Annotated in this window: 27 protein-coding genes; 15 read left to right on the top strand and 12 right to left on the bottom strand. The window is 61.6% G+C overall.

Features of this window, described 5'->3' with window-relative positions:
* Positions 1 to 2 precede the first annotated feature (2 nt).
* The 7 genes from hpf to ACQZ2L_RS18870 all read right to left on the bottom strand — a co-directional run bounded on the left by hpf (position 3) and on the right by ACQZ2L_RS18870 (position 5419).
* Entirely contained in the window at positions 3 to 311 is a 309-nt protein-coding gene (gene hpf / locus ACQZ2L_RS18900; protein ID WP_101316856.1) for a ribosome hibernation-promoting factor, HPF/YfiA family, read from the bottom strand.
* 78 nt (positions 312 to 389) lie between these two features.
* Complete coding sequence (locus tag ACQZ2L_RS18895) at positions 390 to 1913, bottom strand: RNA polymerase factor sigma-54 (protein ID WP_430327358.1); 1524 nt, start codon at positions 1911 to 1913, stop codon at positions 390 to 392.
* A 171-nt stretch (positions 1914 to 2084) separates the two neighbouring features.
* The gene (gene lptB / locus ACQZ2L_RS18890) at positions 2085 to 2810 is read right to left on the bottom strand and encodes an LPS export ABC transporter ATP-binding protein (RefSeq protein WP_314878041.1); all 726 of its coding nucleotides are present in this window, start codon (positions 2808 to 2810) and stop codon (positions 2085 to 2087) included.
* Positions 2811 to 3338, bottom strand: a complete 528-nt coding sequence (gene lptA, locus ACQZ2L_RS18885) for a lipopolysaccharide transport periplasmic protein LptA (RefSeq protein WP_101316862.1) — start codon at positions 3336 to 3338, stop codon at positions 2811 to 2813.
* Complete coding sequence (gene lptC / locus ACQZ2L_RS18880) at positions 3325 to 3897, bottom strand: LPS export ABC transporter periplasmic protein LptC (RefSeq protein WP_430327357.1); 573 nt, start codon at positions 3895 to 3897, stop codon at positions 3325 to 3327. The genes lptA and lptC overlap by 14 nt, the downstream gene beginning before the upstream one ends.
* Positions 3898 to 3905: 8 nt before the next feature.
* The gene (locus ACQZ2L_RS18875) at positions 3906 to 4430 is read right to left on the bottom strand and encodes a KdsC family phosphatase (RefSeq protein WP_430327356.1); all 525 of its coding nucleotides are present in this window, start codon (positions 4428 to 4430) and stop codon (positions 3906 to 3908) included.
* Between the two features lie 14 nt (positions 4431 to 4444).
* The gene (locus tag ACQZ2L_RS18870) at positions 4445 to 5419 is read right to left on the bottom strand and encodes a KpsF/GutQ family sugar-phosphate isomerase (protein ID WP_430327355.1); all 975 of its coding nucleotides are present in this window, start codon (positions 5417 to 5419) and stop codon (positions 4445 to 4447) included.
* A 243-nt stretch (positions 5420 to 5662) separates the two neighbouring features.
* Between ACQZ2L_RS18870 and ACQZ2L_RS18865 the strand changes: the two genes are divergently transcribed.
* The 13 genes from ACQZ2L_RS18865 to ACQZ2L_RS18805 all read left to right on the top strand — a co-directional run bounded on the left by ACQZ2L_RS18865 (position 5663) and on the right by ACQZ2L_RS18805 (position 16375).
* The gene (locus ACQZ2L_RS18865) at positions 5663 to 6472 is read left to right on the top strand and encodes an ATP-binding cassette domain-containing protein (RefSeq protein WP_101316869.1); all 810 of its coding nucleotides are present in this window, start codon (positions 5663 to 5665) and stop codon (positions 6470 to 6472) included.
* The gene (gene mlaE / locus ACQZ2L_RS18860; RefSeq protein WP_314878035.1) at positions 6472 to 7269 is read left to right on the top strand and encodes a lipid asymmetry maintenance ABC transporter permease subunit MlaE; all 798 of its coding nucleotides are present in this window, start codon (positions 6472 to 6474) and stop codon (positions 7267 to 7269) included. The genes ACQZ2L_RS18865 and mlaE overlap by 1 nt, the downstream gene beginning before the upstream one ends.
* Positions 7269 to 7754 carry an outer membrane lipid asymmetry maintenance protein MlaD gene (mlaD, locus tag ACQZ2L_RS18855; protein WP_101316874.1) on the top strand — a complete coding sequence of 162 codons (486 nt, stop codon included), beginning with the start codon at positions 7269 to 7271 and terminating at the stop codon, positions 7752 to 7754. Before mlaE ends, mlaD begins: the two co-directional genes overlap by 1 nt.
* A gap of 9 nt (positions 7755 to 7763) precedes the next feature.
* Positions 7764 to 8417 carry an MlaC/ttg2D family ABC transporter substrate-binding protein gene (locus ACQZ2L_RS18850; protein ID WP_430327354.1) on the top strand — a complete coding sequence of 218 codons (654 nt, stop codon included), beginning with the start codon at positions 7764 to 7766 and terminating at the stop codon, positions 8415 to 8417.
* Entirely contained in the window at positions 8414 to 8716 is a 303-nt protein-coding gene (locus tag ACQZ2L_RS18845) for an STAS domain-containing protein (protein ID WP_430327353.1), read from the top strand. Before ACQZ2L_RS18850 ends, ACQZ2L_RS18845 begins: the two co-directional genes overlap by 4 nt.
* A gap of 118 nt (positions 8717 to 8834) precedes the next feature.
* Complete coding sequence (locus ACQZ2L_RS18840; RefSeq protein WP_101316880.1) at positions 8835 to 9074, top strand: BolA family protein; 240 nt, start codon at positions 8835 to 8837, stop codon at positions 9072 to 9074.
* A 23-nt stretch (positions 9075 to 9097) separates the two neighbouring features.
* On the top strand, positions 9098 to 10363 hold the full coding sequence (gene murA, locus ACQZ2L_RS18835; protein ID WP_430327352.1) for a UDP-N-acetylglucosamine 1-carboxyvinyltransferase: 1266 nt from the start codon (positions 9098 to 9100) through the stop codon (positions 10361 to 10363).
* Between the two features lie 89 nt (positions 10364 to 10452).
* Positions 10453 to 11088 carry an ATP phosphoribosyltransferase gene (gene hisG, locus ACQZ2L_RS18830; RefSeq protein WP_101316884.1) on the top strand — a complete coding sequence of 212 codons (636 nt, stop codon included), beginning with the start codon at positions 10453 to 10455 and terminating at the stop codon, positions 11086 to 11088.
* A gap of 126 nt (positions 11089 to 11214) precedes the next feature.
* On the top strand, positions 11215 to 12540 hold the full coding sequence (gene hisD / locus ACQZ2L_RS18825; RefSeq protein WP_430327351.1) for a histidinol dehydrogenase: 1326 nt from the start codon (positions 11215 to 11217) through the stop codon (positions 12538 to 12540).
* 2 nt (positions 12541 to 12542) lie between these two features.
* Positions 12543 to 13589 (top strand): histidinol-phosphate transaminase, encoded by a 1047-nt coding sequence (hisC, locus tag ACQZ2L_RS18820; protein WP_430327350.1) that lies wholly within the window; start codon positions 12543 to 12545, stop codon positions 13587 to 13589.
* A gap of 271 nt (positions 13590 to 13860) precedes the next feature.
* Positions 13861 to 14511, top strand: coding sequence for a FadR/GntR family transcriptional regulator (locus ACQZ2L_RS18815; protein WP_430327349.1), 651 nt, complete (start codon positions 13861 to 13863; stop codon positions 14509 to 14511).
* A gap of 13 nt (positions 14512 to 14524) precedes the next feature.
* Positions 14525 to 15811, top strand: a complete 1287-nt coding sequence (locus tag ACQZ2L_RS18810) for a CynX/NimT family MFS transporter (protein ID WP_430327348.1) — start codon at positions 14525 to 14527, stop codon at positions 15809 to 15811.
* Positions 15812 to 15904: 93 nt separating this feature from the next.
* Positions 15905 to 16375, top strand: coding sequence for a nuclear transport factor 2 family protein (locus tag ACQZ2L_RS18805; protein WP_430327347.1), 471 nt, complete (start codon positions 15905 to 15907; stop codon positions 16373 to 16375).
* 6 nt (positions 16376 to 16381) lie between these two features.
* On the opposite strand, the gene ACQZ2L_RS18800 is transcribed toward ACQZ2L_RS18805, so the two are convergent.
* On the bottom strand, positions 16382 to 17248 hold the full coding sequence (locus tag ACQZ2L_RS18800) for a hypothetical protein (RefSeq protein WP_430327346.1): 867 nt from the start codon (positions 17246 to 17248) through the stop codon (positions 16382 to 16384).
* Positions 17249 to 17304: 56 nt separating this feature from the next.
* On the opposite strand from ACQZ2L_RS18800, the gene ACQZ2L_RS18795 reads away from it, so the two are divergent.
* Positions 17305 to 17604, top strand: a complete 300-nt coding sequence (locus tag ACQZ2L_RS18795; RefSeq protein WP_430327345.1) for a GIY-YIG nuclease family protein — start codon at positions 17305 to 17307, stop codon at positions 17602 to 17604.
* Here ACQZ2L_RS18795 and yejK read toward each other — a convergent pair.
* Positions 17585 to 18592, bottom strand: a complete 1008-nt coding sequence (yejK, locus tag ACQZ2L_RS18790) for a nucleoid-associated protein YejK (protein WP_430327344.1) — start codon at positions 18590 to 18592, stop codon at positions 17585 to 17587. The genes ACQZ2L_RS18795 and yejK overlap by 20 nt on opposite strands.
* Positions 18593 to 18998: 406 nt before the next feature.
* Between yejK and ACQZ2L_RS18785 the strand changes: the two genes are divergently transcribed.
* Complete coding sequence (locus tag ACQZ2L_RS18785) at positions 18999 to 19280, top strand: HU family DNA-binding protein (RefSeq protein WP_029613585.1); 282 nt, start codon at positions 18999 to 19001, stop codon at positions 19278 to 19280.
* 48 nt (positions 19281 to 19328) lie between these two features.
* Here the strand turns inward: ACQZ2L_RS18785 and rlmF are convergent, their stop codons facing one another.
* The 3 genes from rlmF to ACQZ2L_RS18770 all read right to left on the bottom strand — a co-directional run bounded on the left by rlmF (position 19329) and on the right by ACQZ2L_RS18770 (position 23817).
* Positions 19329 to 20285, bottom strand: a complete 957-nt coding sequence (rlmF, locus tag ACQZ2L_RS18780; protein ID WP_430327343.1) for a 23S rRNA (adenine(1618)-N(6))-methyltransferase RlmF — start codon at positions 20283 to 20285, stop codon at positions 19329 to 19331.
* A gap of 167 nt (positions 20286 to 20452) precedes the next feature.
* Positions 20453 to 23299, bottom strand: a complete 2847-nt coding sequence (locus tag ACQZ2L_RS18775; RefSeq protein ID WP_430327342.1) for a valine--tRNA ligase — start codon at positions 23297 to 23299, stop codon at positions 20453 to 20455.
* A 149-nt stretch (positions 23300 to 23448) separates the two neighbouring features.
* Complete coding sequence (locus ACQZ2L_RS18770; RefSeq protein WP_430327341.1) at positions 23449 to 23817, bottom strand: DNA polymerase III subunit chi; 369 nt, start codon at positions 23815 to 23817, stop codon at positions 23449 to 23451.

The following is a 23817-nucleotide window of genomic DNA, read 5'->3' as shown; positions in this document are numbered from 1 at the left end:
GATCAGCGAGCAGCTGCACCTTGCAGGAGACTTTGCTGTTTTTCCTTGTGTTTTTTCAGTTGGCGGTCGAGCTTGTCAGCCAAATTGTCGATGGCTGCATACATGTCTAGGTCTTCGGCATTGGCAACCACTTCGCCGCCCGGAATCTGCAGAGTCGCTTCGATCTTCTGCTGCAGTTTCTCGACTTTCATGATCACCGTGACGTTGGTGATCTTGTCAAAGTGCCCTGCGAGTCTCTTCAGCTTCTGCTCGACGTAGTCGCGCAGTGGTGGAGTTACTTCTACATGGTGTCCACTGATGTTGACTTGCATACAGCTTCTCCTTTGTTGCCCGTGCATAAAGAGGCAGGTCTTGCACCTGCCACAAAAACGCTGTGGCACATCCCGGGGCTACATCAGTCGCTTGCGTTCACTCGACGGTGCTATGCCGAGCGACTCGCGGTACTTGGCGACGGTGCGACGGGCTACCTGGATGCCTTGTGCCTCCAGTAAACCAGCGATCTTGCTGTCACTCAATGGCTTTTTCTGATTTTCCGCTGCAACCAGTTTCTTGATGATCGCGCGGATCGCCGTGGACGAGCATTCACCGCCTTCGGAGGTGCTGACGTGGCTCGAGAAAAAGTATTTCAACTCAAAGATGCCACGCGGGGTGTGCATGTACTTCTGGGTGGTGACGCGAGAAATGGTCGACTCGTGCATGCCCACTGCTTCGGCGATGTCATGCAGCACCAACGGTTTCATCGCCTCGTCGCCGTACTCGAGAAAATCGCGCTGGTGCTCGACGATCTGCGTGGCAACCTTCATCAAGGTCTCGTTGCGGCTCTGCAGGCTCTTGATGAACCAGCGAGCTTCCTGCAACTGATTGCGCATGAAGGTGTTGTCGGCGCTGGTATCGGCGCGGCGGACAAAGCCTGCATATTGCGGGTTGACCCGCAGGCGCGGCATGGCTTCCTGATTCAGCTCGACCAGCCAGCGGTCGGTGTCCTTGCGCACGATCACATCAGGCACCACGTACTCCGGCTCACTCGACTCGATCTGCGAGCCAGGCCGCGGATTGAGACTCTGCACCAGCTCGATGACCTGACGCAGCTCGTCTTCCTTGAGCTTCATGCGGCGCATCAGCTGGCTGTAGTCGCGGCTGCCGAGCATGTCGATGAAGTCGCTGACCAGGCGCTTGGCCTCGCTCAGCCATGGCGTATTGGCCGGTAACTGACGCAGTTGCAGCAGCAGGCACTCGCCCAGGTTGCGTGCAGCAACGCCGGCGGGTTCGAACTGTTGAATACGGTGCAGCACGGCCTCGACCTCATCGAGCTCGATGTCGAGCTCCGGGTCAAAGCCTGCGCAGATTTCTTCAAGGGTGTCTTCCAGATAGCCTTGCTGGTTGATGCTGTCGATCAGCGTCACCGCGATCAGGCGATCGGTATCGGACATTGGCGCCAGGTTCAGCTGCCACAGCAGGTGGCTTTGCAGGCTCTCGCCAGCAGAGGTGCGGGTGGTGAAGTCCCACTCGTCATCGTCGTTGCTGGGCAGGCTGCTGGCGCTGGTCTGGTAGACATCTTCCCAGGCGGTGTCGACCGGCAGTTCGTTGGGAATGCGCTCGTTCCAGTCGCCTTCTTCAAGGTTCTGACTGGCGGCGCTGCCTTCCTGCAGGCTGCCATCCTGAAAGCCACTGTCCTGGAAGCTGTTGTCCAGGCTTTCGGCGCTTGGCTTGCTTTCGGCACTGTCGGCCAGCAGGTCGCTGTTGTCGAAGTCTTCGCCGTCTTCCTGGCGTTCGAGCATCGGGTTGGATTCCAGCGCCTCCTGGATTTCCTGTTGAAGGTCCAGAGTCGAGAGCTGAAGCAGACGAATGGCCTGTTGCAACTGCGGGGTCATCGTCAGTTGCTGGCCCATTTTTAGGACGAGCGATGGTTTCATAGCTTGGGCTTAATACCTTGTCCGCCGGCGCATCTGCGCCATCCACTACACGAAGGGCGCCGCGGCGCCAATTTCAAGCAAGTTATATGCCTTAATTTGTAGCGTTTGCCTAGAGCACTGTATCACTTAAGCTGTTTTAGCTTGCTGCTGCCAGTGCCCAGGCAAGGGGCCTCAGAGCCGGAACTCGTGGCCCAGGTAGACTTCCTTGACCAGCTCGTTGGCCAGAATTGTCTCTGCATCGCCTTCGGCGATCAGTTGACCATCGTTGACGATGTAGGCGGTTTCGCAGATATCCAGCGTCTCACGGACGTTGTGATCGGTGATCAATACGCCGATACCCTTGGCCTTGAGGTGATGAATGATCTGCTTGATGTCACCTACCGAGATCGGGTCGACGCCAGCGAACGGTTCATCCAGCAGGATGAACTTGGGTGCGGTGGCCAGGGCGCGGGCAATCTCGACGCGGCGGCGTTCGCCGCCGGAGAGGCTCATGCCGAGGTTGTCGCGGATGTGGCTGATGTGGAATTCCTGCAGCAGGCTTTCCAGCTCCTTGCGACGGCCGTCACGGTCGAGTTCCTTGCGCGTTTCGAGGATCGCCATGATGTTGTCGGCAACCGACAGCTTGCGGAAGATCGACGCTTCCTGCGGCAGGTAGCCAATCCCGGCACGGGCGCGGCCGTGCATGGGTTGGTGGCTGACGTCGTTGCTGTCGATCAGCACGCGGCCTTGATCGGCCTGAACCAGGCCGACGATCATGTAGAAGCAGGTGGTCTTGCCGGCACCGTTGGGGCCGAGCAAGCCGACGATCTGGCCGCTGTCGATCGACAGGCTGACGTCGCGAACCACCTGGCGGCCCTTGTAGCTCTTGGCCAGATGCTGGGCTTTGAGAGTTGCCATTTACTCGGCCTTCTTCTTCGGCTGGATCACCATGTCGATGCGCGGACGCTTGGTCGTGGCGGCGCCACCGGCATTGCCTGCGGTTGCGACCTGCGACTTGGTGTTGTAGACGATCTTCTCGCCTTCGGTGGTGTTGCTTTCATTCTCGACCTTGGCGCGGTCGGTCAGAATCACCGTGTCTTTTTGCGCCTGGTATTGAATGGTCACGGCCCAGCCTTTCATCTTGTCGGGCTTGGCGGCGTCCTGCTGTTGCTCGAAGTAGGCCAGGTTGCCCACCGAAGTCACCACGTCGATGTCGCCATTGGCGGCACGGGTCATGGTCACGGTGTTGCCTTTGATCATCATCGAACCTTGGGTGATGATCACGTCGCCGCGGTAGGTAGCTACGCCTTGCTTGTCATCCAGGTGAGCGTCGTCGGCCTGGATACGAATTGGCTGGTCACGATCGTTCGGCAGGGCCAAGGCGCTCGCGCTTCCCAGTGCTGCGCTCAGGCTGAGCAAAAAAGGGAGGGTTTTAACGAGCCTCATACTGTCCTCTTACGTTGGACAGCAGGTCCATCCTGCCGTCTTTCAAATACGCTTTCATGCCAACGCCGGTGGTGGTGCCGCCGGCGCCGTCGATTCTAACGGCTTGCTCGGTCTGCGCATATTGCTTCTGCGGGAACACTGTCATGCGCGTGCTGGTAATGATGGTTTCGCGTTTTTTTTCGTCGGTGCGAGCAACCCGCACCTTGTCGATCAGCTCGACCTCGGTGCCATCCGGGTTGACCTCGGCACGCACGCTCTGGACATGCCAGGGATACGCAGTGCCGCGATACATGTGCAGGTCTGGCGTGGTCAGCAGTGTGACTCCGCTGGCCTTGAGGTGCTCGACCTTGTCGGCGGTCATCTCATACTGCATCTTGCCGTCGGGCAGGAACTGCACGCTGTAGGCGTTGATCGCATAGTAGTCGATGGCGCTTTCGTCGGTCTGGGCCTGTGGCTTGTCGAGGAAACTCTCGGGGCTGACGTTCCAGTAGCCGACTGCTACCAGCAGGGCAGCGATCAGCCCCAGCAGCGCGATGTTTCTAGCTTTTTTGCTGAACATGTGCGGCCTTAAAGGTAGTTGGCGTTGGCAGCGTCCAGGGTGCCCTGGGCCTGCATGATCAGTTCACAGAACTCGCGGGCTGCGCCTTCGCCGCCGCGGGTCTGGGTTACTCCGTGGGCGTTCTGGCGGACGAACGGTGCTGCGTTGGCTACGGCCATGCCCAGGCCCACGCGGCGTATCACCGGCAGGTCCGGCAGGTCGTCGCCCAGGTAGGCGACCTGCTCATAGCTTAGGCCGAGTTCAGCAAGAAGGCCGTCCAGGACCACCAGTTTATCCTCGCGGCCCTGAAACAGGTGCGGGATGCCGAGGTTCTTCGCCCGACGCTCGACCACCGGGGTCTTGCGCCCGCTGATGATCGCCGTGGTCACGCCCGAGGCCATGAGCATCTTGATGCCCTGGCCGTCGAGGGTATTGAAGGTCTTGAATTCGCTGCCGTCTTCAAGGAAGTACAGGCGGCCGTCGGTGAGCACACCGTCGACGTCGAAAACGGCCAGCTTGATGGCTTTGCCGCGTTGCAGGATGTCTTCGCTCATGGCATCTCCGTTCATCACATGACTCCGGCGCGGAGCAGGTCGTGCATGTTCAGCGCGCCGGTCGCGCGGTCGTGCTGATCGACCACGACAAGGGCGCCGATCTTGTGGTCTTCCATGATCTTCAGGGCTTCGGCGGCGAGCATCTCGGCGCGGGCGGTCTTGCCGTGCATGGTCATCACCTCATCGATCAGGGTGTTGTGTACATCGATATTGCGGTCCAGGCTGCGGCGCAGGTCGCCGTCAGTGAACACACCGGCCAGGGTACCGTCGTTTTCCAGCACGACGGTCATGCCCAAACCTTTGCGGGACATTTCCAGCAGCGCTTCCTTGAGCAGGGTGCCACGTTGCACCTGCGGCAGTTCATCGCCCGAGTGCATGACGTTTTCGACCTTGAGCAGCAAACGTCGGCCGAGGGCGCCGCCGGGGTGCGAGAAGGCGAAATCCTCGGCCGAGAAGCCGCGGGCTTCAAGCAGGGCGATCGCAAGGGCGTCGCCGAGCACCAGCGCCGCGGTGGTGGAGGAAGTTGGCGCCAGGTTCAGCGGGCAGGCTTCCTGCGCTACGCGCGCATCGAGGTTGGCCTCGGCCGCTTGCGCCAGCTGTGAATCGGGGTTGCCGGTGAGGCTGATCAGCTGAATACCAAGGCGCTTGATCAATGGCAGCAGCGTGACGATCTCGGCAGTGCTGCCGGAGTTGGACAGCGCCAGGATCACGTCATCACGGGTGATCATGCCCATGTCACCGTGGCTGGCTTCGGCCGGATGGACAAAGAACGACGGCGTACCGGTACTGGCCAGGGTAGCCGCGATCTTGTTGCCGATATGCCCGGACTTGCCCATGCCAACCACGACCACGCGGCCTTTGCTGGCCAGAATCAGTTCGCAGGCCTTGACGAAATTGTCGTCGATACGCGGCAACAGGCCCTCAACAGCCTCGAGTTCCAGGCGCAAAGTGCGCTGGGCAGATTGGATCAGCTCGCTGGATTGGCTCATGTCGAAAAGCAATGCCTGATGAAAAGGCGCCGATTATAGCCGCAATGTGCGAAAGGCTCATCACTGGATTGTCATAAGGCTGCCAGTGCTGCCTGTCATTAGCCTGAATGACGCCGCGATGGCCTTGGGGCGGGCCCGCCTGCGGTGCTATAGTTCGCCGCTGATTCGGCCCGGGTGGGGCGTGTGTGCCTTCATGATGAGGGCAGGCGTCCATTGGACGAGGCTGTATTGCAAGGAGTCTAGATGAGTGTGGATAGCGCCTACGCGGTCGAGTTGAAGGGGGTTACCTTCAAGCGCGGTTCGCGCAGCATTTTCAGTAATGTCGACATCCGCATCCCGCGCGGAAAGGTCACTGGCATCATGGGGCCATCGGGGTGCGGCAAGACCACCCTGTTGCGCCTGATGGGCGCCCAGCTGCGCCCCGCCAGCGGCGAAGTGTGGGTGGCCGGGCAGAATTTGCCGACGCTGTCGCGCAGTGATCTGTTCGATGCACGCAAGCAGATGGGCGTGCTGTTCCAGAGCGGTGCACTGTTCACCGACCTCGACGTGTTCGAGAACGTTGCCTTCCCGCTGCGGGTGCACACCGAGCTGTCGGAAGAGATGATCCGCGACATCGTCCTGATGAAACTGCAGGCCGTTGGCCTGCGCGGCGCCATCGACCTGATGCCCGACGAGCTCTCCGGCGGCATGAAGCGGCGGGTGGCGTTGGCGCGGGCGATTGCCCTGGATCCGCAGATTCTCATGTACGACGAGCCATTCGTCGGCCAGGACCCTATCGCGATGGGTGTTCTGGTGCGTTTGATCCGTCTGCTCAACGATGCCCTGGGCATTACCAGTATTGTCGTGTCGCACGACCTGGCGGAAACCGCGAGCATCGCCGACTACATCTATGTAGTGGGTGATGGCCAGGTGCTGGGTCAGGGCACTCCGGACGAGCTGATGGGCTCGGACAACCCGCGCATTCGCCAATTCATGAAAGGCGATCCGGACGGACCGGTACCTTTCCATTTTCCTGCGCCTGACTACCGCGCCGATCTGCTGGGGACGCGTTGATGCGCCGAAGATCCTTACTTGAACGCGTACGCCTGCTCGGTCGCTCGGCCATCGATGTAGTGGCAGTACTGGGCCGTTCGTGCCTGTTCCTGTGCCATGCCCTGGTCGGTCGGGGCGGGCTTGGCGGTGGCTTCCAGCTGCTGGTCAAGCAGCTTTATTCGGTCGGCGTGCTGTCGCTGGCGATCATTGTCGTTTCCGGCATGTTCATCGGCATGGTGCTGGCCCTGCAGGGCTACAGCATCCTCACCAAATACGGCTCCGAGCAAGCGGTCGGGCAGATGGTTGCCCTGACGCTGTTGCGCGAACTCGGCCCGGTGGTCACTGCGCTGCTGTTTGCCGGCCGCGCGGGCTCTGCACTGACTGCCGAAATCGGCAACATGAAATCCACCGAGCAGTTGTCGAGCCTGGAAATGATCGGCGTCGACCCGCTCAAGTACATTGTTGCACCGCGCCTGTGGGCCGGCTTCATCTCGCTGCCGCTACTGGCGCTGATGTTCAGCGTGGTGGGCATCTGGGGTGGTTCGTGGGTGGCAGTCGACTGGCTGGGTGTCTACGAAGGCTCGTTCTGGGCCAACATGCAGAACAGTGTTTCATTCACCGATGACGTGCTCAACGGCCTGGTCAAAAGCCTGGTGTTTGCCTTCGTCGTGACCTGGATTGCCGTTTTCCAGGGGTATGACTGTGAGCCCACTTCAGAGGGGATCAGCCGTGCCACCACCAAGACCGTGGTCTATGCCTCGTTGGCAGTGCTGGGTCTGGACTTTATTCTGACCGCCTTGATGTTTGGAGATTTCTGATGCAAAACCGCACCCTGGAAATCGGTGTCGGCCTGTTCCTCCTGGCCGGGATCCTGGCGTTGCTGCTGCTGGCCCTGCGTGTCAGCGGGCTGTCGGCCAGCCCGACCAGCGATACCTATAAAGTTTACGCGTACTTCGACAATATCGCCGGTTTGACGGTCAGAGCTAAAGTGACCATGGCCGGTGTGACCATCGGCAAGGTCACGGCCATCGATCTGGATCGCGATTCCTACACCGGTCGGGTCACCCTGCAGCTGGACAAGAACGTCGATAATCTGCCGGTCGACTCCACTGCATCGATCCTGACCGCCGGGTTGCTCGGCGAGAAGTACATCGGTATCAGCGTGGGTGGTGAGGATCAGGTGCTCAAAGATGACAGCACCATCCATGACACCCAGTCGGCCCTGGTACTGGAAGATCTGATTGGCAAGTTCCTGCTCAATACTGTTGGCAAAGAACCGAAAGAAGCCAACCCAGCTAATTAAGGAGTTTCCATGATCTCGATCCTGCGACGCGGTTTGCTGGTCCTGCTGGCGGCTTTCCCCCTGCTGACCACCGCTGCACCTGGGCAAAGCGCCCGGGAAGTGATTCAGACCACTACCAATCAGTTGCTCAGCGACCTCAAGGCCAACAAACAGCAATACAAAGCTGACCCGCAGGCGTTCTACGATGCCCTCAACAGCAACCTCGGCCCGGTGGTCGATGCTGATGGCATCTCCAAGAGCATCATGACCGTCAAGTATTCGCGCAAGGCCACACCTGCGCAGATGCAGCGCTTCCAGGAAAACTTCAAGCGCAGCCTGATGCAGTTCTATGGCAATGCCTTGCTCGAGTACAACAACCAGGGCATCACCCTCGACCCTGCCAAGGGCGATGAAGGCGATCGCACCAGCGTGGGCATGAAGGTTACCGGCACCAACGGTGCGGTGTACCCAGTGCAATACACCATGGTCAAACTGGACGGCGAGTGGAAGGTACGTAACGTCATCGTCAATGGCATCAACATCGGCAAGCTGTTCCGTGACCAGTTCGCCGACGCCATGTCGCGCAATGGCAATGACCTGGACAAGACCATCGACGGCTGGGCAGGTGAAGTGGCCAAGGCCAAGCAAACCGCCGACAGCTCGCCGGAGAAGGCAGTCAAATGAGTGAAACCAGCGTAAGCATGGCCGAGCCGGGCGTGCTGCGTCTGGCCGGCGTGCTGGACTTTCGCACGGGCCCCGCCCTGCGCAAGCAGGGCAAGGCACTGATTGCCGCCTGCGGTGAGCAGCAGGTACTGCTGGACTGCTCGGCGGTGGTCAAGTCGAGCAGTGTCGGCTTGTCGCTGCTGCTGGCGTTCATGCGTGATGCGCAGGCCGCAGGCAAGTCCTGGGCACTGCGCGGCATGCCTGACGACATGCGTGAAATCGCCGAGGTCTATGACCTCGATGAAGTGTTGGCGGGCTGATTGCCCGGCAAGGTGAAAAGGCCCCTCGGTCAGCGTGTCCATTCATGGGCTTCGCAGGCGAGGGGCTTTTTTGTATGATGGCCGACCCGCGCGCACAGGGCGCCGATTGAGGTTGAGCATGCAGGCCGTAGAAGTTAAGAGCTTCCTTGAAGCGAAATTGCCCGGAACCCGGGTCGAAGTTGAAGGCGAAGGCTGCAACTTCCAGTTGAACGTGATCAGCGACGAGCTGGCGGGGCAGAGCCCGGTAAAGCGTCAACAGGCGATCTATGCTCACCTGAATCCGTGGATTGCCGATGGCAGTATCCACGCGGTAACCATGAAATTTTTCAGCAGCGCAGCCTGGGCTGAGCGCACCTGAGCCAACTTGGCGGCGAGATCCTTATGGACAAACTAATTATTACTGGCGGCCCTCGTCTCGATGGCGAGATCCGCATTTCCGGGGCAAAGAACGCTGCCCTGCCGATTCTTGCAGCAACGCTGCTGTGCGATGGTCCAGTGACCGTCGGCAACCTGCCGCATTTGCACGACATCACCACCATGATCGAGCTGTTCGGGCGCATGGGCATCGAGCCTGTGATCGACGAGAAGCTGGCAGTCGAAATCGATCCGCGTGCAATCAAGACACTGATCGCGCCGTACGAGCTGGTCAAGACCATGCGCGCCTCGATTCTGGTACTGGGGCCGATGGTTGCTCGCTTCGGCGAGGCTGAAGTTGCCCTGCCTGGCGGTTGCGCGATTGGTTCGCGTCCGGTTGACCTGCACATCCGCGGCCTGGAGGCCATGGGTGCAACCATCGAAGTCGAAGGCGGCTACATCAAGGCCAAGGCGCCTGAAGGCGGCCTGCGCGGCGCGCACTTCTTCTTCGACACGGTGAGCGTGACCGGCACCGAAAACATCATGATGGCTGCTGCTCTGGCTCGCGGGCGCAGCGTTCTGCAAAACGCCGCACGCGAACCCGAAGTGGTCGATCTGGCCAACTTCCTGATCGCCATGGGCGCCAACGTCCAGGGCGCGGGCACCGACACCATCACCATCGATGGCGTCGAGCGTCTGCATTCGGCTCACTACCGGGTCATGCCTGACCGTATCGAAACCGGCACCTACCTGGTGGCAGCTGCTGTCACTGGCGGCCGGGTCAAGGTCAAGGACACCGATCCGACCATCCTGGAAGCAGTCCTCGAGAAGCTCAAGGAAGCCGGCGCCGATATCACCACCGGTGAAGACTGGATCGAGCTGAACATGCACGGCAAGCGGCCCAAAGCCGTCAACCTGCGCACCGCTCCGTATCCGGCGTTCCCGACCGACATGCAGGCGCAGTTCATCTCGCTCAACGCCATTGCCGAAGGCACCGGTGCAGTGATCGAGACGATCTTCGAAAACCGCTTCATGCATGTTTACGAAATGCACCGCATGGGCGCGCACATCCAGGTCGAAGGCAACACTGCCATCGTTACCGGGGTCAAGGCCCTCAAGGGCGCGCCAGTGATGGCCACCGACCTGCGTGCGTCGGCCAGCCTGGTACTGTCGGCCCTGGTTGCCGAGGGCGACACCCTGATCGATCGCATCTACCACATCGACCGTGGTTACGAGTGCATCGAAGAGAAGCTGCAAATGCTCGGCGCGAAGATCCGCCGCGTACCGGGCTAACCTGCCCAGGCGCAAGGACGCGCCAACGAATTCAATGCCGCCGGGCTTTGCTCCCGGCTGCTGTAGCCGCTTAAGGACCGACGTTTGCCATGTTGACCATCGCGCTATCCAAAGGCCGCATTCTCGACGATACCCTGCCGTTGCTGGCCGAAGCCGGTATTGTGCCCACCGAGAACCCGGACAAGAGCCGCAAGCTGATCATCCCCACGACGCAGGATGACGTGCGCCTGCTGATCGTGCGCGCCACCGACGTGCCGACCTATGTCGAGCATGGGGCGGCTGACCTCGGTGTGGCTGGCAAGGACGTGCTCATGGAGTACGGCGGCCAGGGCCTGTATGAGCCGCTGGACCTGCAGATCGCCTGCTGCAAGCTGATGACCGCCGGTGTTGTCGGCGCCCCCGAGCCCAAGGGCCGTCTGCGCGTCGCCACCAAGTTCGTCAATGTTGCCAAGCGTTACTATGCCGAACAGGGCCGTCAGGTCGACATCATCAAGCTGTACGGCTCGATGGAGCTGGCGCCGCTGATCAACCTCGCCGACAAGATCATCGACGTGGTCGACACCGGCAATACCCTGCGTGCCAACGGCCTCGAGCCGCAAGAGCTGATCGCCATGGTCAGCTCGCGACTGGTGGTGAACAAGGCTTCGATGAAGATGCAGCATGCGCGCATCCAGAGCCTGATCGACACCCTGCGCCAAGCGGTCGAGTCGCGACACCGCGGTTGACTCCTGCGCACGACCTTCGCTGTCGTGCCCGTCTATCCGCGCCATAGCCAATTTTCTCAGGTGCCCGCGCGGATCGACTGGTAGCCTAGGGCGCCTGAGCATTCGCTATTATTCGAGGCCCTCGCCATGACCGTGTCCACTGCAATTGCCCGTCTCAACGCCGCTGATCCGGATTTCGCCCGACATCTGGATCATCTGCTGAGCTGGGAGAGTGTGTCCGATGACGCGGTCAACCAGCGCGTGCTCGACATCATCAAAGCCGTCCGTGAGCGCGGTGACGCCGCATTGGTCGAGTTCACCCAACGCTTCGACGGCGTACAGGCGACCTCCATCAATGATCTGATTCTTGACCGTGCCCGGCTGGAGCTTGCGCTTACGCGGATTACCGCGAGCCAGCGTGAAGCTCTGGAAAAAGCCGCCGAGCGGGTGCGCAGCTACCACGAGCGGCAGAAGCAGGACTCCTGGCAGTACACCGAAGCTGACGGCACCGTGCTTGGCCAGAAAGTCACGCCACTGGACCGCGCTGGCTTGTACGTCCCCGGCGGCAAGGCGTCCTATCCGTCGTCGGTATTGATGAACGCCATCCCGGCCAAGGTTGCCGGTGTCGGCGAAGTGGTCATGGTGGTGCCAACGCCGCGTGGCGAGCTAAACGAATTGGTGCTCGCGGCAGCCTGCATCGCCGGCGTCGACCGGGTGTTCACGGTCGGCGGCGCCCAGGCCGTGGCTGCGCTTGCCTACGGCACCGAGAGCGTGCCGCAGGTCGACAAGATCGTCGGCCCGGGCAACATCTATGTGGCTACTGCCAAGCGCCATGTGTTCGGTCAGGTCGGTATCGACATGATCGCCGGCCCGTCGGAAATTCTGGTGGTCTGCGACGGCCAGACCGATCCGGACTGGATCGCCATGGACCTGTTCTCCCAGGCCGAGCACGATGAAGATGCCCAGGCCATTCTGGTCAGCCCGGATGCGGAGTTTCTGGATCGGGTAGCGGCCAGCATCGACAAACTGATGCCGACCCTGGAGCGCGCCGAGATCATCGAGAAGTCGATCAATGGCCGTGGTGCACTGATCCACGTGCGTGACATGCAGCAGGCCATCGAAGTGGCCAACCGGATTGCCCCGGAGCACCTTGAACTGTCGGTTGCCGACCCGCAGGCCTGGCTGCCGCAGATCCGCCACGCCGGCGCGATCTTCATGGGCCGCCACACCAGCGAGGCGCTGGGCGATTACTGCGCAGGCCCTAACCACGTGCTGCCCACCTCCGGCACCGCGCGCTTCTCGTCGCCGCTGGGCGTGTATGACTTCCAGAAGCGCTCGTCGATCATCTTCTGCTCCGAGCAGGGTGCTTCCGAGCTCGGCCACACCGCGTCGGTGCTGGCCCGTGGCGAATCGCTGACGGCCCACGCCCGCAGCGCCGAATACCGTATCCGCACCACTGCCGAGGGCAACTGAACATGAGTCGATTCTGGAGCCCATTCGTCAAGGACCTGGTGCCTTACGTACCCGGCGAGCAGCCCAAGCTGGCCCGCCTGATCAAACTCAACACCAATGAAAACCCCTATGGCCCGTCGCCCAAGGCGCTGGAGGCCATGCGCGGCGAGTTGAACGACAACCTTCGGCTGTACCCGGACCCGAACAGTGACCGGCTCAAGCAGGCCGTGGCCGAGTACTACGGCGTGAGCAGCGGCCAGGTATTCGTCGGCAATGGCTCGGACGAGGTACTTGCGCACATTTTCCATGGCCTGTTCCAGCACGGCGCACCGCTGCTGTTCCCGGATGTCAGCTACAGCTTCTATCCGGTGTACTGCGGCCTGTACGGCATTCCGTTCGAGCAGATCGCCCTGGACGAGCAGTTCCAGATCCGCGTCGAAGATTATGCCAAGCCCAACGGCGGCATCATCTTCCCCAACCCGAACGCGCCGACGGGCTGCCTGTTGGCGCTGGAGGCGATCGAGCAGTTGCTGCAGGCCAACCCTGACTCGGTGGTGGTGGTCGACGAAGCCTACATCGACTTCGGCGGCCAGACGGCGATCAGCCTGGTCGACCGTTACGACAACCTGCTGGTCACCCAGACCTTGTCCAAGTCGCGCTCGCTGGCCGGCCTGCGGGTAGGCTTGGCGGTGGGCCACCCGGACCTGATCGATGCGCTGGAGCGGATCAAGAACAGCTTCAACTCGTACCCGCTCGACCGCATGGCGATCGTCGGCGCCGCTGTAGCGTTCGAAGACCGCGACTACTTCGACGAGACCTGTCGCCAGGTCATCGACAGCCGCGAGGCGCTGGTCGCGCAGCTGCAGGCCAAGGGTTTCGAGGTGCTGCCGTCAGCGGCCAACTTCATCTTTGCTCGCCACCCACGGCACGACGCCGCTGAACTGGCTGCGCGCCTGCGCGAGCAAGGGGTGATCGTGCGTCACTTCAAACAAGCGCGGATCGCCCAGTTCCTGCGCATCACCATCGGTACGCCGCAGATGAATCAGGCGTTGGTCGATGCCCTGGGCTAACTAGGCAATTCGGGCCGGCTCTCACTTGCGAGGGCCGGTTTTGTTCATCGGACTTGATGATAATTGTCAACAGCAACAGCGTCAGTACCACCAGCCCGATGACGATACCCATGGCTATGTGGTTACGCATTCACGTTCAGCCCTGTAAAAAGCGCTACAGCCTCCCAAAGCCGCACCGCAGCCGCAACTGACAAAAATGCCAGGTGGCGGCAGGCCAGCTTTAAGTTACAATCCGATAATTCGTAGGATGATTGGTTGAGTTGGCGGCGACATGGGAAATGAACTGATCAAGCGTTCGCTGGTAGAACTGGCAGTCGAGCAATTGCGCCGGCGTATCGTCGAGGGCAGTTGGACAGTAGGTGAGCGCCTGCCGACCGAGCCAGAGCTGGCCGCAGAACTAGGCATCAGTCGCAATACCGTGCGCGAGGCCATGCGCGTGCTTGCTTTCAGCGGCCTGGTCGAAGTCCGCCAGGGTGATGGCAGCTACCTGCGTACCGCGCAGGATCCGCTCCACGCGATGCAGGCCATGGCCCGCTGCACGCCCGAACAGGCGCGTGAGACCCGCCACATTCTCGAGGCTGAAGCGATTGGTCTGGCAGCCCTGCGGCGCACCGAGCAGGACCTGCTGGAGCTGCGCGCAGCCCTTGCCGGCAGCGCCGAGCACTACCACGCCGACCTCGATACCTATGTGCACTGCGATCTGCTGTTCCACCAGCGCCTGGTCGATGCCGCGCACAATCCTGCCTTGAGCGAGCTGTACCGATACTTCTCCGGTGTGGTGGCCGCTGCCCTGGAACGCAACATGAGCGCGCTGCCGCGCTGCCAGGCGGTGTTCGATCTGCACGGAGAGATTCTCGATGCGGTTGAACAACGCGATCCGGAACGGGCCAAGCGTCTGTGCCGGGCCCTTATCGAATCCTGACTGCGAGACCATCATGGCTGACCAACTGACCCGCTCTGCGCCTGTGCGCGAGACCGAACTGGATGAACTGCTGATCGATGCCGAGGCCGATGACGAGCAGGTGCAACAGCAGCCGCCAGCCATTCACCGGCCCTGGCTGTTGCTGTTGGGGTTGGTGCTGGTCGCGCTGAACCTGCGCCCGGCCTTGTCGAGCATGGCGCCGGTGCTCGGCCAGGTTGCCGAAAGCCTGGGCCTGAGTGCTGCGCAGTCGGGCCTGCTGACGACTTTACCGGTGCTGTGCCTGGGTTTGTTTGCGCCATTGGCGCCGTTGCTGGCACGCCGCTTCGGCAGTGAGCGGGTGGTATTGGGCATTCTGTTCACGTTGGCCCTGGGGATTGTCCTGCGCAGTACGTTCGGCGCGACCGGGGTGTTTCTCGGCAGCCTGCTGGCCGGGGCTAGCATCGGCGTCATTGGCGTGCTCTTGCCCGGCATCGTCAAACGCGACTTTCCCAAGCATGCCGGGACTTTGACCGGTGTCTATACCATGGCTCTGTGCTTGGGGGCAGCGCTGGCCGCTGGCGCCACCGTGCCGCTGAGCCACGCCATGGGCGACAGCTGGTCGCTCGGCCTGGGCTTCTGGATGCTGCCGGCGCTACTGGCGATGCTGGTGTGGTTGCCGCAGGCGAAGCAGCGCCATGCCGGGCACAAGGTCGCTTATCGCGTGCGTGGCCTGTGGCGTGACCCGCTGGCGTGGCAAGTGACGCTGTACATGGGCTTGCAGTCATCGCTGGCGTATATCGTGTTTGGCTGGCTGCCGTCGATTCTGATCGGCCGTGGCCTGAGCCCCACCGAAGCAGGGCTGGTGTTGTCCGGTTCGGTCATCGTGCAACTGATCAGCGCGCTGAGTGCGCCGTGGCTGGCGACCCGCGGCAAGGATCAGCGGCTGGCGATTGTGCTGGTCATGCTGGTAACACTGGCGGGTTTGTTTGGCTGCTTGTACGCGCCGTTGGGCGGCCTGTGGGGCTGGGCGGTGTTGCTCGGGCTGGGGCAGGGCGGCACTTTCGCCCTGGCGCTGACCCTGATCGTGCTGCGCTCCAAAGACGCCCACGTGGCCGCCAACCTGTCGAGCATGGCTCAAGGCGTCGGTTACACCCTGGCGTCAATGGGACCCTTTGCCGTTGGCGTGGTACATGACCTGACCGGTGGCTGGGCTGCGTTGGGCTGGATCTTTGTCGTGATCGGTGGCGGCGCCATTCTGTTTGGCCTCAAGGCCGGCCGGGCGCTGCATGTGCAGGTGACCTGCGAGCGAATCCAAGGCTGAGCAGGGCCTGCCATTCACCTGGCAAATGAGCGTGGCAATCCTTGGCGTCTGGCTTTATCGTGCCGCTGTTGACCCAGACCATGGATGCCACGCATGAGCGATACCTCGCAAGCCCTGATTACCCGTTTCTACCAGGCGTTCCAGCGCCTGGATGCCGAGGCCATGATCGCCTGTTACAGCGCGGACATCGTCTTCACTGACCCGGTCTTCGGTACCTTGCGCGGTCAGGAGGCGGGCGCCATGTGGCGCATGCTCACATCTCGCGCGCAAGACTTCAGCCTGACCTTCGATCAAGTGCGTGCCGAGCCAGGCGGAGCCAGCGCGCACTGGGTGGCCACCTACCTGTTCAGCCAGACCGGGCGTACCGTGGTCAACGAAATCCGCGCACGGTTCGTGATCGAAGACGGTCTGATCACCGAGCACCATGACAACTTCGACCTGTGGCGCTGGTCGCGCCAGGCATTGGGCATGCCTGGCGTGCTGCTGGGTTGGACGCCGCTGCTGCAGAACAAGGTGCGTCAGCAGGCGCGCAAGAGCTTGCAGGCGTTTACCGGAGCTCGTTGAGCGGGTTCAGTCTGCACCTACTGCCTGTTCCTCCGGGTGGTAGCTGAATCGAGCCGTGGCAGCGCTGGCGAGGTTCAGGCGAATGATTGGGATCACCGAGCCATTGGTGCGCTGCCAGTCGCTCTGGTCTTCTTGCGCCTGCTGCAGGGCGTTGTACTTGCCGTCGATGTAGAAGAAGGCCTTGATCGGCAGTCGGTGCGACTCTGCCTCATCCCATGCTGCGACGATCACCTCGTTCCACGGAAACGGCAGCTCCGCGGCGTAGTCGCGCTGGGTGACGATGGCCTGGTAAAAGGCATCGGCGCGCTCGGGAATGCGCTGGTCGCGCACATCGAAGGCGCACTGACGTTTGTAGTCATTGTTGCCGCGATAGTTCTCGATCCAGTCGGCGGCGGTGAGGATGCCGTGTTTGTGGCAGGCCATCTCGGCCTGCGCAGTCTGCGCGTTATCGCCGCAACCTTGCTCGTTACGCTCCCAGGAATCGCCATCGGTTGGCCAGGCGCAGAGCACCTGGTAGCGCAGTGACAGGCCCGGGCGATGCATCAATGGGAACAGGATCAGCCCGCTGCGGGCATCTTCGGCGAGGCTTGAGGTCGGAATGTCGGCGCGCAGGTACGAGAACGAAACGCCTCCCTTGGCCTTGCTGTTCTGGCTATGATCCCACGTGTGATAATCCGGCGAAGGCCGGGTCGAGCGCAGCAGTACGCCGGAGCAGGCGTGCGCAGGCACGGCGCTGCCACCGCAGTCAGTGACGATATTGTCGTAGTTGTCCTGCAGGCGTTGTGCGGTGTGCTGGCCGATATCAGCGTGAGCTAGCTTGGCGCTCAGGCCGAAGGCGCCGAGTAGCGCTGCGGCGAAGATTTTCTTGGACATGATGAAGCCCTGTGGGTGTGGGGCTCATCAAGCTAATGCCGGGCAGGAGCAAAGTCGTGAGTGAACAAGTTCCGCCTCGGGCGGAAAAACCCTGGTATGTGTACCTGGTGCGCGCGCTGAATGGCTCGTTGTACTGCGGTATCAGTGATGATCCGCAGCGCCGCTTCACCGTGCACCAGCAGGGGCGTGGTGCGCGCTATTTCAAGACCAGCCCGGCGCAGGCGCTGGTTTACGTCGAAGCCTGGCCAGACCGCTCCGAGGCGTTGCGCCAGGAGCGGCTGGTGAAGAAGCTGCGCAAGTCGGCCAAGGAAGCCTTGGTCGCTTCCTGGTCTGGTTTTACTCAGCCCGACGCTTGAGCTGATCGATCAGCTGGGTTGGCAGGCCTTTGATGATCAAGGTGCCGGCTTCTTCGTCATACTCCACTTTTGACCCAAGCAAGTGCGCCTCGAAGCTGATCGACAAGCCTTCGGCACGGCCGGTGAAGCGGCGGAACTGGTTCAGTGTGCGTTTATCCGCCGGGATCTCTGGCGAGAGGCCGTAGTCCTTGTTGCGGATGTGATCGTAGAACGCCTTGGGCCGCTCTTCGTCGATCAGGCTGGACAGCTCTTCAAGGCCGACCGGCTCGCCCATCTTGGTCTGGCTGGTGGCGTAGTCGACAAGCGTCTGGGTCTTCGCGCGCGCGGACTCTTCCGGCAAGTCTTCGCTCTCGACGAAATCACTGAAGGCCTTGAGCAGGGTGCGTGTTTCGCCGGGGCCGTCGACGCCTTCCTGGCAGCCGATGAAATCGCGGAAATACTCCGAGACCTTCTTGCCGTTCTTGCCCTTGATGAACGAGATGTACTGTTTGGAGTTGAGGTTGTTCTTCCACTCCGACAGGTTGATCCGTGCAGCCAGGTGCAACTGCCCCAGGTCCAGGTGGCGCGAAGGCGTTACGTCGAGTTCGGCGTTCACGGCCACGCCGTCGCTGTGGTGCAGCAGGGCAATCGCCAGGTACTCGGTCATGCCTTGCTGGTAATGGGCGAACAGCACATGGCCGCCGGTGGACAGGTTGGACTCCTCCATCAGCTTTTGCAGATGCTCGACGGCGGTGCGACTGAAGGCGGTGAAGCCTTGCTCGTCGTTCAGGTACTGCTTGAGCCAGCCACTGAACGGGTAGGCACCGGACTCACCATGAAAGAAACCCCAAGCCTTGCCCTGTTTGGCGTTGTAGTTGTCGTTGAGGTCGGCCAAGAGGTTTTCGATGGCATCCGATGCGGCCAGCTCGTTATCCCGTGCGTGGAGCACGGCGGGGCTGCCATCGGGCTTCTTGTCGATCAGGTGGACGATGCAATGACGGATAGGCATGGAAAATCTCGGCAATAGCTGGAGCGCGGTTTGCGAGTACTCGCGGGGCGCTGGGCAAAGTGGCTAAGTTTAACCCAGACCACCAGTGATGCAGTGGCCAGAAGTTGACGCAAATAGCGGTTGCTGGTTTTTTGCTCAATTTTTGCCGATTTATGTGAAAAGCCCCGAATTACCTGCATTAAATCGGCCTCGGCAGCGGATATTTATCCAGTCCTGTGGTACTTTTCGCGGTCTTGCGCTGCATCAATGGCGCATTGCTGGCAGATCACTTGCGTTATGTCGAACCAAACGCCGATTTGTGTATCTACATACGCAATTGGCGCGGCCCGCCGGAATTTCCGGGCTGGCCCGATACCGACGTAGCACGCTGCATAACCTCTGAATTTTTTAGGGAAGGAACACCACCATGGCATTGACCAAAGACCAACTGATTGCCGACATCGCCGAAGCAATCGACGCGCCAAAAACCACCGCTCGTAACGCCCTGGAGCAACTTGGCCAGATCGTTGCCGACCAACTGGAAAACGGCGCCGAAATCACTCTGCCAGGCATCGGCAAACTGAAAGTCTCGGAGCGTCCTGCCCGTACCGGCCGCAACCCTTCGACTGGCGCTGCCATCGAAATCGCTGCCAAGAAAGTCGTCAAGTTCGTACCTGCAAAAGTGCTGACCGACGCCGTCAACAAGTAATTGTCGACGCTTCGATAAACCGCGCCCGGCTTGCCGGGCGCGGTTTTTTTACGCCTGCGATTTGCCCTGACGCTGTGCATGCCAGGCTTTGCGCGCAGCTGCCTCGTGGAAGCTCCAGGCAACAACGCGGCTCTGTTTCTGCCCTTGGCCCATCGCCAGCGTCTGTACTGCTGCGGCGCCAGCCTTCTTCAGTGCGGCTTCGATCACCGGCAAGTTGCTCGCCTTGGACACCAGGCTGGTGAACCACAGCACCTGCGGCGCACAGGCGACGCTCTCGCTGATCAGCTGGCTGACGAAGCGGATCTCGCCGCCTTCACACCACAGCTCATTGTTTTGCCCGCCGAAGTTCAACACCGGTAGTTTGCGCTTGGGGTCTTGCTTGCCGAGGTTTTTCCACTTGCGCTGGCTGCCACGGGTAGCCTCGTCGCGTGAGCTGTGGAATGGCGGGTTGCTCAACGTCAGGTCGAAGCGCTCGTCCGCCTGCAGCAGGCCGTTGAGGATGTGCTTGCTGTTGCCTTGCTGGCGCAGGGCAATGGCCTTGTTCAGGCCGTTGGCCTGCACGATGGCCTTGGCCGACGCCAGCGCCACCGGGTCGATATCCGAGCCGAGGAAGCTCCAGCGGTAGTCGCTGTGGCCGAGCAGGGGGTAGATGCAGTTGGCCCCGACGCCGATGTCTAGCGCGCGCACCTGAGGGCCGCGGGGGATTTCACCGCCGTTGTCGGCAGCCAGCAGATCGGCGAGCACGTGCAGGTAGTCGGCGCGGCCAGGGATCGGTGGGCATAGGTAGTCGGCCGGAATATCCCAGTGCTGGATACCGTACTGAGCCTTGAGCAAGGCGCGGTTGAACACGCGCACGGCTTCGGGGTTGGCGAAGTCGATGCTGGGGTTGCCGTAGGGGTTGGTGATGGTGAAACGGCCGAGATCAGGGTGGGCCTTGATCAGGGCGGGGAAGTCGTAGCGGCCCTGGTGGCGGTTTCTCGGGTGCAAGGTGGGTTTTTCGGTCATGGTCGGATCCGGTGTTGCAAGGCTTGGGGCTGCTCTGCAGCCCTTTCGCGACACAAGGCCGCTCCTACAGACACCGCGTCAGCCTGGGTGAACGCGGTCGTTGTAGGAGCGGCCTTGTGTCGCGAAACGAGGGCAAAGCCCTCGCCGCTCAGGTCAGCAATGTCGAGTTACAGCGCTGCAATCCGCGCATGCTGCTCGGTAAAGTTGGCCAATGCCTGTTCAGCTTCGGCCAGCTTGGCGCGTTCCTTGTCGATCACCGCAGGCGGTGCCTTGTCGACAAAGGCAGCATTCGACAGCTTGCCGCCAACGCGCTGAACCTCACCCTGCAAGCGCTGGATTTCCTTGTTCAGGCGCGCCAGCTCGGCATCCTTGTCGATCAAACCAGCCATCGGCACCAGCACCTGCAGATCACCGACCAGTGCAGTCGCCGACAGCGGCGCTTCGTCGGCTTCACCGAGCACGGTGAACGACTCGACCTTGGCCAGCTTCTTCAGCAGCGGTTCGTTTTCCTGCAGGCGGCGCTGGTCTTCGGCACCGGCGTTCTTGAGGAACAGCGGCAGCGGTTTGCCCGGGCCGATGTTCATCTCGGCGCGGATATTGCGCAGGCCGTTCATCAGCTGTTGCAGCCATTCGATATCGCCTTCGGCAACGGTATCGATGCGGCTCTCGTTGGCCACCGGCCACGGTTGCAGCATGATCGTCTTGCCGCTGACGCCGGCCAGCGGCGCGATGCGCTGCCAGATCTCTTCGGTGATGAAGGGCATGAACGGATGCGCCAGGCGCAGTGCCACTTCAAGTACCCGCACCAGCGTGCGACGCGTGCCGCGGGCGCGCTCGACCGGGGCGTTTTCGTCCCACAGGACCGGCTTGGACAGCTCCAGGTACCAGTCGCAATACTGGTTCCAGATGAACTCGTAGAGTGCCTGGCTGGCCAGGTCGAAGCGGAACTGCTCGAGCTGACGGGTCACTTCGGCTTCGGTGCGCTGCAGCTGCGAGATGATCCAGCGATCAGCCAGCGACAGCTCGTAGGCTTCGCCGTTCTGGCCGCAGTCTTCGCCCTTGTCGAGCACGTAGCGCGCGGCGTTCCAGATCTTGTTGCAGAAATTGCGATAGCCTTCGACGCGGCCCATGTCGAACTTGATGTCGCGACCGGTCGACGCCAGCGAGCAGAAGGTGAAGCGCAGGGCATCGGTGCCGTAGCTGGCGATGCCTTCCGGGAACTCGGCTTTGGTCTGCTTGGCGATCTTCTCGGCCAGTTTTGGCTGCATCATGCCGCTGGTGCGTTTTTCCAGCAGGGCATCGAGGGTAATGCCGTCGACGATGTCCAGCGGGTCAAGCACGTTGCCCTTGGACTTGGACATCTTCTGGCCCTGGCCATCACGCACCAGGCCGTGCACATAGACGGTCTTGAACGGAACCTGCGGAGTACCGTCCTCGTTCTTCACCAGGTGCATGGTCAGCATGATCATCCGGGCAACCCAGAAGAAGATGATGTCGAAACCGGTGACCAGCACGTCGGTGGAGTGGAATTTCTTCAGGAACTCGGTTTGCTCTGGCCAGCCGAGGGTGGAGAAGGTCCACAGGCCCGAGCTGAACCAGGTGTCCAGCACGTCGTCGTCCTGACGCAGCACCACGTCGCTGCCCAGCTGATGCTTGGCGCGGACTTCGGCTTCGTTGCGGCCAACGTAGACCTGGCCGGCCTCGTCGTACCAGGCCGGGATGCGGTGGCCCCACCACAGCTGACGGCTGATGCACCAGTCCTGGATGTCGCGCATCCACGAGAAGTACATGTTCTCGTATTGCTTGGGCACGAACTGGATACGGCCGTCTTCAACGGCAGCAATCGCAGGCTCGGCCAGAGGCTTGGTCGACACGTACCACTGGTCGGTCAGCCACGGCTCGATGATGGTCCCGGAGCGGTCGCCCTTGGGCACCTTCAGGGCGTGGTCATCGACGCTGACCAGCAAGCCCTGGGCATCCAGGTCGGCAACGATCTGCTTGCGTGCGACAAAGCGGTCGAGGCCGGCGTACTGCGCGGGCAGGCTGGTGTCGAGCTGCTCGTTGAGGCTGCCGTCGAGGTTGAACGCCTGGGCATTGGCCAGCACCAGCGCGTTCTTGTCGAAGATGTTCAGCAGCGGCAGGTTGTGGCGCTTGCCGACTTCATAGTCGTTGAAGTCGTGAGCCGGGGTGATCTTCACGCAGCCGGTGCCGAACTCGGGATCGCAGTAGTCGTCGGCGATGATCGGGATGAGACGCCCGACCAGCGGCAGTTTGACGAACTTGCCGATCAGCGCCTGATAGCGCTCGTCATTCGGGTTGACCGCAACCGCCGCGTCACCCAGCAGGGTTTCCGGACGGGTGGTGGCGACTACCAGGTAATCCTTGCCATCAGCGGTGGTGGCGCCATCGGCCAGCGGGTAGCGCAAGTTCCACAGGTGGCCTTTCTCGTCATGGTTTTCCACTTCAAGGTCGGAGATCGCCGTGTGCAGCTTGGTGTCCCAGTTGACCAGGCGCTTGCCGCGGTAGATCAGGCCGTCTTCATGCAGGCGCACGAAGGCTTCCTTGACCGCATCGGACAAGCCGTCATCCATGGTGAAGCGCTCGCGGCTCCAGTCGACCGACGAGCCCAGACGGCGGATCTGCCGGCTGATGTTGCCGCCGGACTGTTCCTTCCATTCCCAGACCTTGTCGAGGAACTGTTCGCGGCCCAGATCATGGCGGCTCTGGCCTTTGGCCTCGAGCTGACGCTCTACCAGCATCTGCGTGGCGATACCGGCGTGGTCGGTGCCCGGCTGCCACAGGGTGTCGCGACCCTGCATGCGGCGGAAGCGGATCAGGGCATCCATGATCGCGTTGTTGAAACCATGGCCCATGTGCAGGCTGCCGGTCACGTTTGGCGGCGGGATCATGATGGTGTAGGACTCGCCTGCACCTTGTGGGGCGAAGTAGTTCTCGGACTCCCAGGTGTTGTACCAGGAAGTTTCAATGGCGTGCGGCTGGTAGGTCTTATCCATGCGCGGCGGGACCCTTAGGCATTAATTCGGGAAAGCCGAGCAGTATAACGGAGCGGCTGGGTGCACGCGACAGGCGCCTGAGTCGATCGCGGCGAGCGCTGCGTGCAGAATTCGCCAGCCGCCGCTACGCGGCACTGCGGGCTGTGCGGTTATTCGGGGCGCTTGAGCAGGCGCTCCATGCGGGCATCGAGGCGGCGTTTGATTTCGGTCTCGATGTGCGGGGTGTAGTCGTTGATGACGTCCTGCATGATCAACTGCGCGGCAGCGCGCAGCTCGGCGTCCAGCCGCAGCAGGGTGTCCTGGCGGCGCGCCTGGGCAGCGTCGTCATCCTCGGCTTCGATTTCGGCCACGGGCGCCGGCGCACGGTTGCCTTGCGGCTCGTCGAGCACCAGCGGGATTTGCTCGACGGTATCGGTCAGCAGCGGCGGTTGCAGGTTGTCGTCGCCCAGCAGCACCCGAATCGACTCGAGATCATCGAGCAGGTGGGCAGAGGTAGGCAGAGAAGAGGGCTTGTCCAT

This window comes from Pseudomonas shirazensis, from assembly GCF_050496565.1.
Lineage (GTDB): Bacteria > Pseudomonadota > Gammaproteobacteria > Pseudomonadales > Pseudomonadaceae > Aquipseudomonas > Aquipseudomonas shirazensis_A.
The sequence above is the reverse complement of the archived record's forward strand: the minus strand, read 5'-3'. Positions and strand labels throughout refer to the sequence as shown.

Excerpts from the sequence above, each read along its gene's own strand:
- ACQZ2L_RS18770 (WP_430327341.1), bottom strand. The coding sequence starts at position 23,817 with ATGGACAAGCCCTCTTCTCTGCCTACCTCTGCCCACCTGCTCGATGAT.
- ACQZ2L_RS18865 (WP_101316869.1), top strand. The coding sequence starts at position 5,663 with ATGAGTGTGGATAGCGCCTACGCGGTCGAGTTGAAGGGGGTTACCTTC.
- ACQZ2L_RS18845 (WP_430327353.1), top strand. The coding sequence starts at position 8,414 with ATGAGTGAAACCAGCGTAAGCATGGCCGAGCCGGGCGTGCTGCGTCTG.
- lptA (WP_101316862.1), bottom strand. The coding sequence starts at position 3,338 with ATGAGGCTCGTTAAAACCCTCCCTTTTTTGCTCAGCCTGAGCGCAGCA.
- hpf (WP_101316856.1), bottom strand. The coding sequence starts at position 311 with ATGCAAGTCAACATCAGTGGACACCATGTAGAAGTAACTCCACCACTG.
- rlmF (WP_430327343.1), bottom strand. The coding sequence starts at position 20,285 with ATGACCGAAAAACCCACCTTGCACCCGAGAAACCGCCACCAGGGCCGC.
- ACQZ2L_RS18875 (WP_430327356.1), bottom strand. The coding sequence starts at position 4,430 with ATGAGCGAAGACATCCTGCAACGCGGCAAAGCCATCAAGCTGGCCGTT.
- ACQZ2L_RS18895 (WP_430327358.1), bottom strand. The coding sequence starts at position 1,913 with ATGAAACCATCGCTCGTCCTAAAAATGGGCCAGCAACTGACGATGACC.
- ACQZ2L_RS18815 (WP_430327349.1), top strand. The coding sequence starts at position 13,861 with ATGGGAAATGAACTGATCAAGCGTTCGCTGGTAGAACTGGCAGTCGAG.
- ACQZ2L_RS18775 (WP_430327342.1), bottom strand. The coding sequence starts at position 23,299 with ATGGATAAGACCTACCAGCCGCACGCCATTGAAACTTCCTGGTACAAC.
- yejK (WP_430327344.1), bottom strand. The coding sequence starts at position 18,592 with ATGCCTATCCGTCATTGCATCGTCCACCTGATCGACAAGAAGCCCGAT.
- mlaD (WP_101316874.1), top strand. The coding sequence starts at position 7,269 with ATGCAAAACCGCACCCTGGAAATCGGTGTCGGCCTGTTCCTCCTGGCC.
- ACQZ2L_RS18850 (WP_430327354.1), top strand. The coding sequence starts at position 7,764 with ATGATCTCGATCCTGCGACGCGGTTTGCTGGTCCTGCTGGCGGCTTTC.
- ACQZ2L_RS18800 (WP_430327346.1), bottom strand. The coding sequence starts at position 17,248 with ATGTCCAAGAAAATCTTCGCCGCAGCGCTACTCGGCGCCTTCGGCCTG.
- ACQZ2L_RS18840 (WP_101316880.1), top strand. The coding sequence starts at position 8,835 with ATGCAGGCCGTAGAAGTTAAGAGCTTCCTTGAAGCGAAATTGCCCGGA.
- lptC (WP_430327357.1), bottom strand. The coding sequence starts at position 3,897 with ATGTTCAGCAAAAAAGCTAGAAACATCGCGCTGCTGGGGCTGATCGCT.
- hisG (WP_101316884.1), top strand. The coding sequence starts at position 10,453 with ATGTTGACCATCGCGCTATCCAAAGGCCGCATTCTCGACGATACCCTG.
- hisD (WP_430327351.1), top strand. The coding sequence starts at position 11,215 with ATGACCGTGTCCACTGCAATTGCCCGTCTCAACGCCGCTGATCCGGAT.
- ACQZ2L_RS18810 (WP_430327348.1), top strand. The coding sequence starts at position 14,525 with ATGGCTGACCAACTGACCCGCTCTGCGCCTGTGCGCGAGACCGAACTG.
- mlaE (WP_314878035.1), top strand. The coding sequence starts at position 6,472 with ATGCGCCGAAGATCCTTACTTGAACGCGTACGCCTGCTCGGTCGCTCG.
- murA (WP_430327352.1), top strand. The coding sequence starts at position 9,098 with ATGGACAAACTAATTATTACTGGCGGCCCTCGTCTCGATGGCGAGATC.
- hisC (WP_430327350.1), top strand. The coding sequence starts at position 12,543 with ATGAGTCGATTCTGGAGCCCATTCGTCAAGGACCTGGTGCCTTACGTA.
- lptB (WP_314878041.1), bottom strand. The coding sequence starts at position 2,810 with ATGGCAACTCTCAAAGCCCAGCATCTGGCCAAGAGCTACAAGGGCCGC.
- ACQZ2L_RS18785 (WP_029613585.1), top strand. The coding sequence starts at position 18,999 with ATGGCATTGACCAAAGACCAACTGATTGCCGACATCGCCGAAGCAATC.
- ACQZ2L_RS18805 (WP_430327347.1), top strand. The coding sequence starts at position 15,905 with ATGAGCGATACCTCGCAAGCCCTGATTACCCGTTTCTACCAGGCGTTC.
- ACQZ2L_RS18870 (WP_430327355.1), bottom strand. The coding sequence starts at position 5,419 with ATGAGCCAATCCAGCGAGCTGATCCAATCTGCCCAGCGCACTTTGCGC.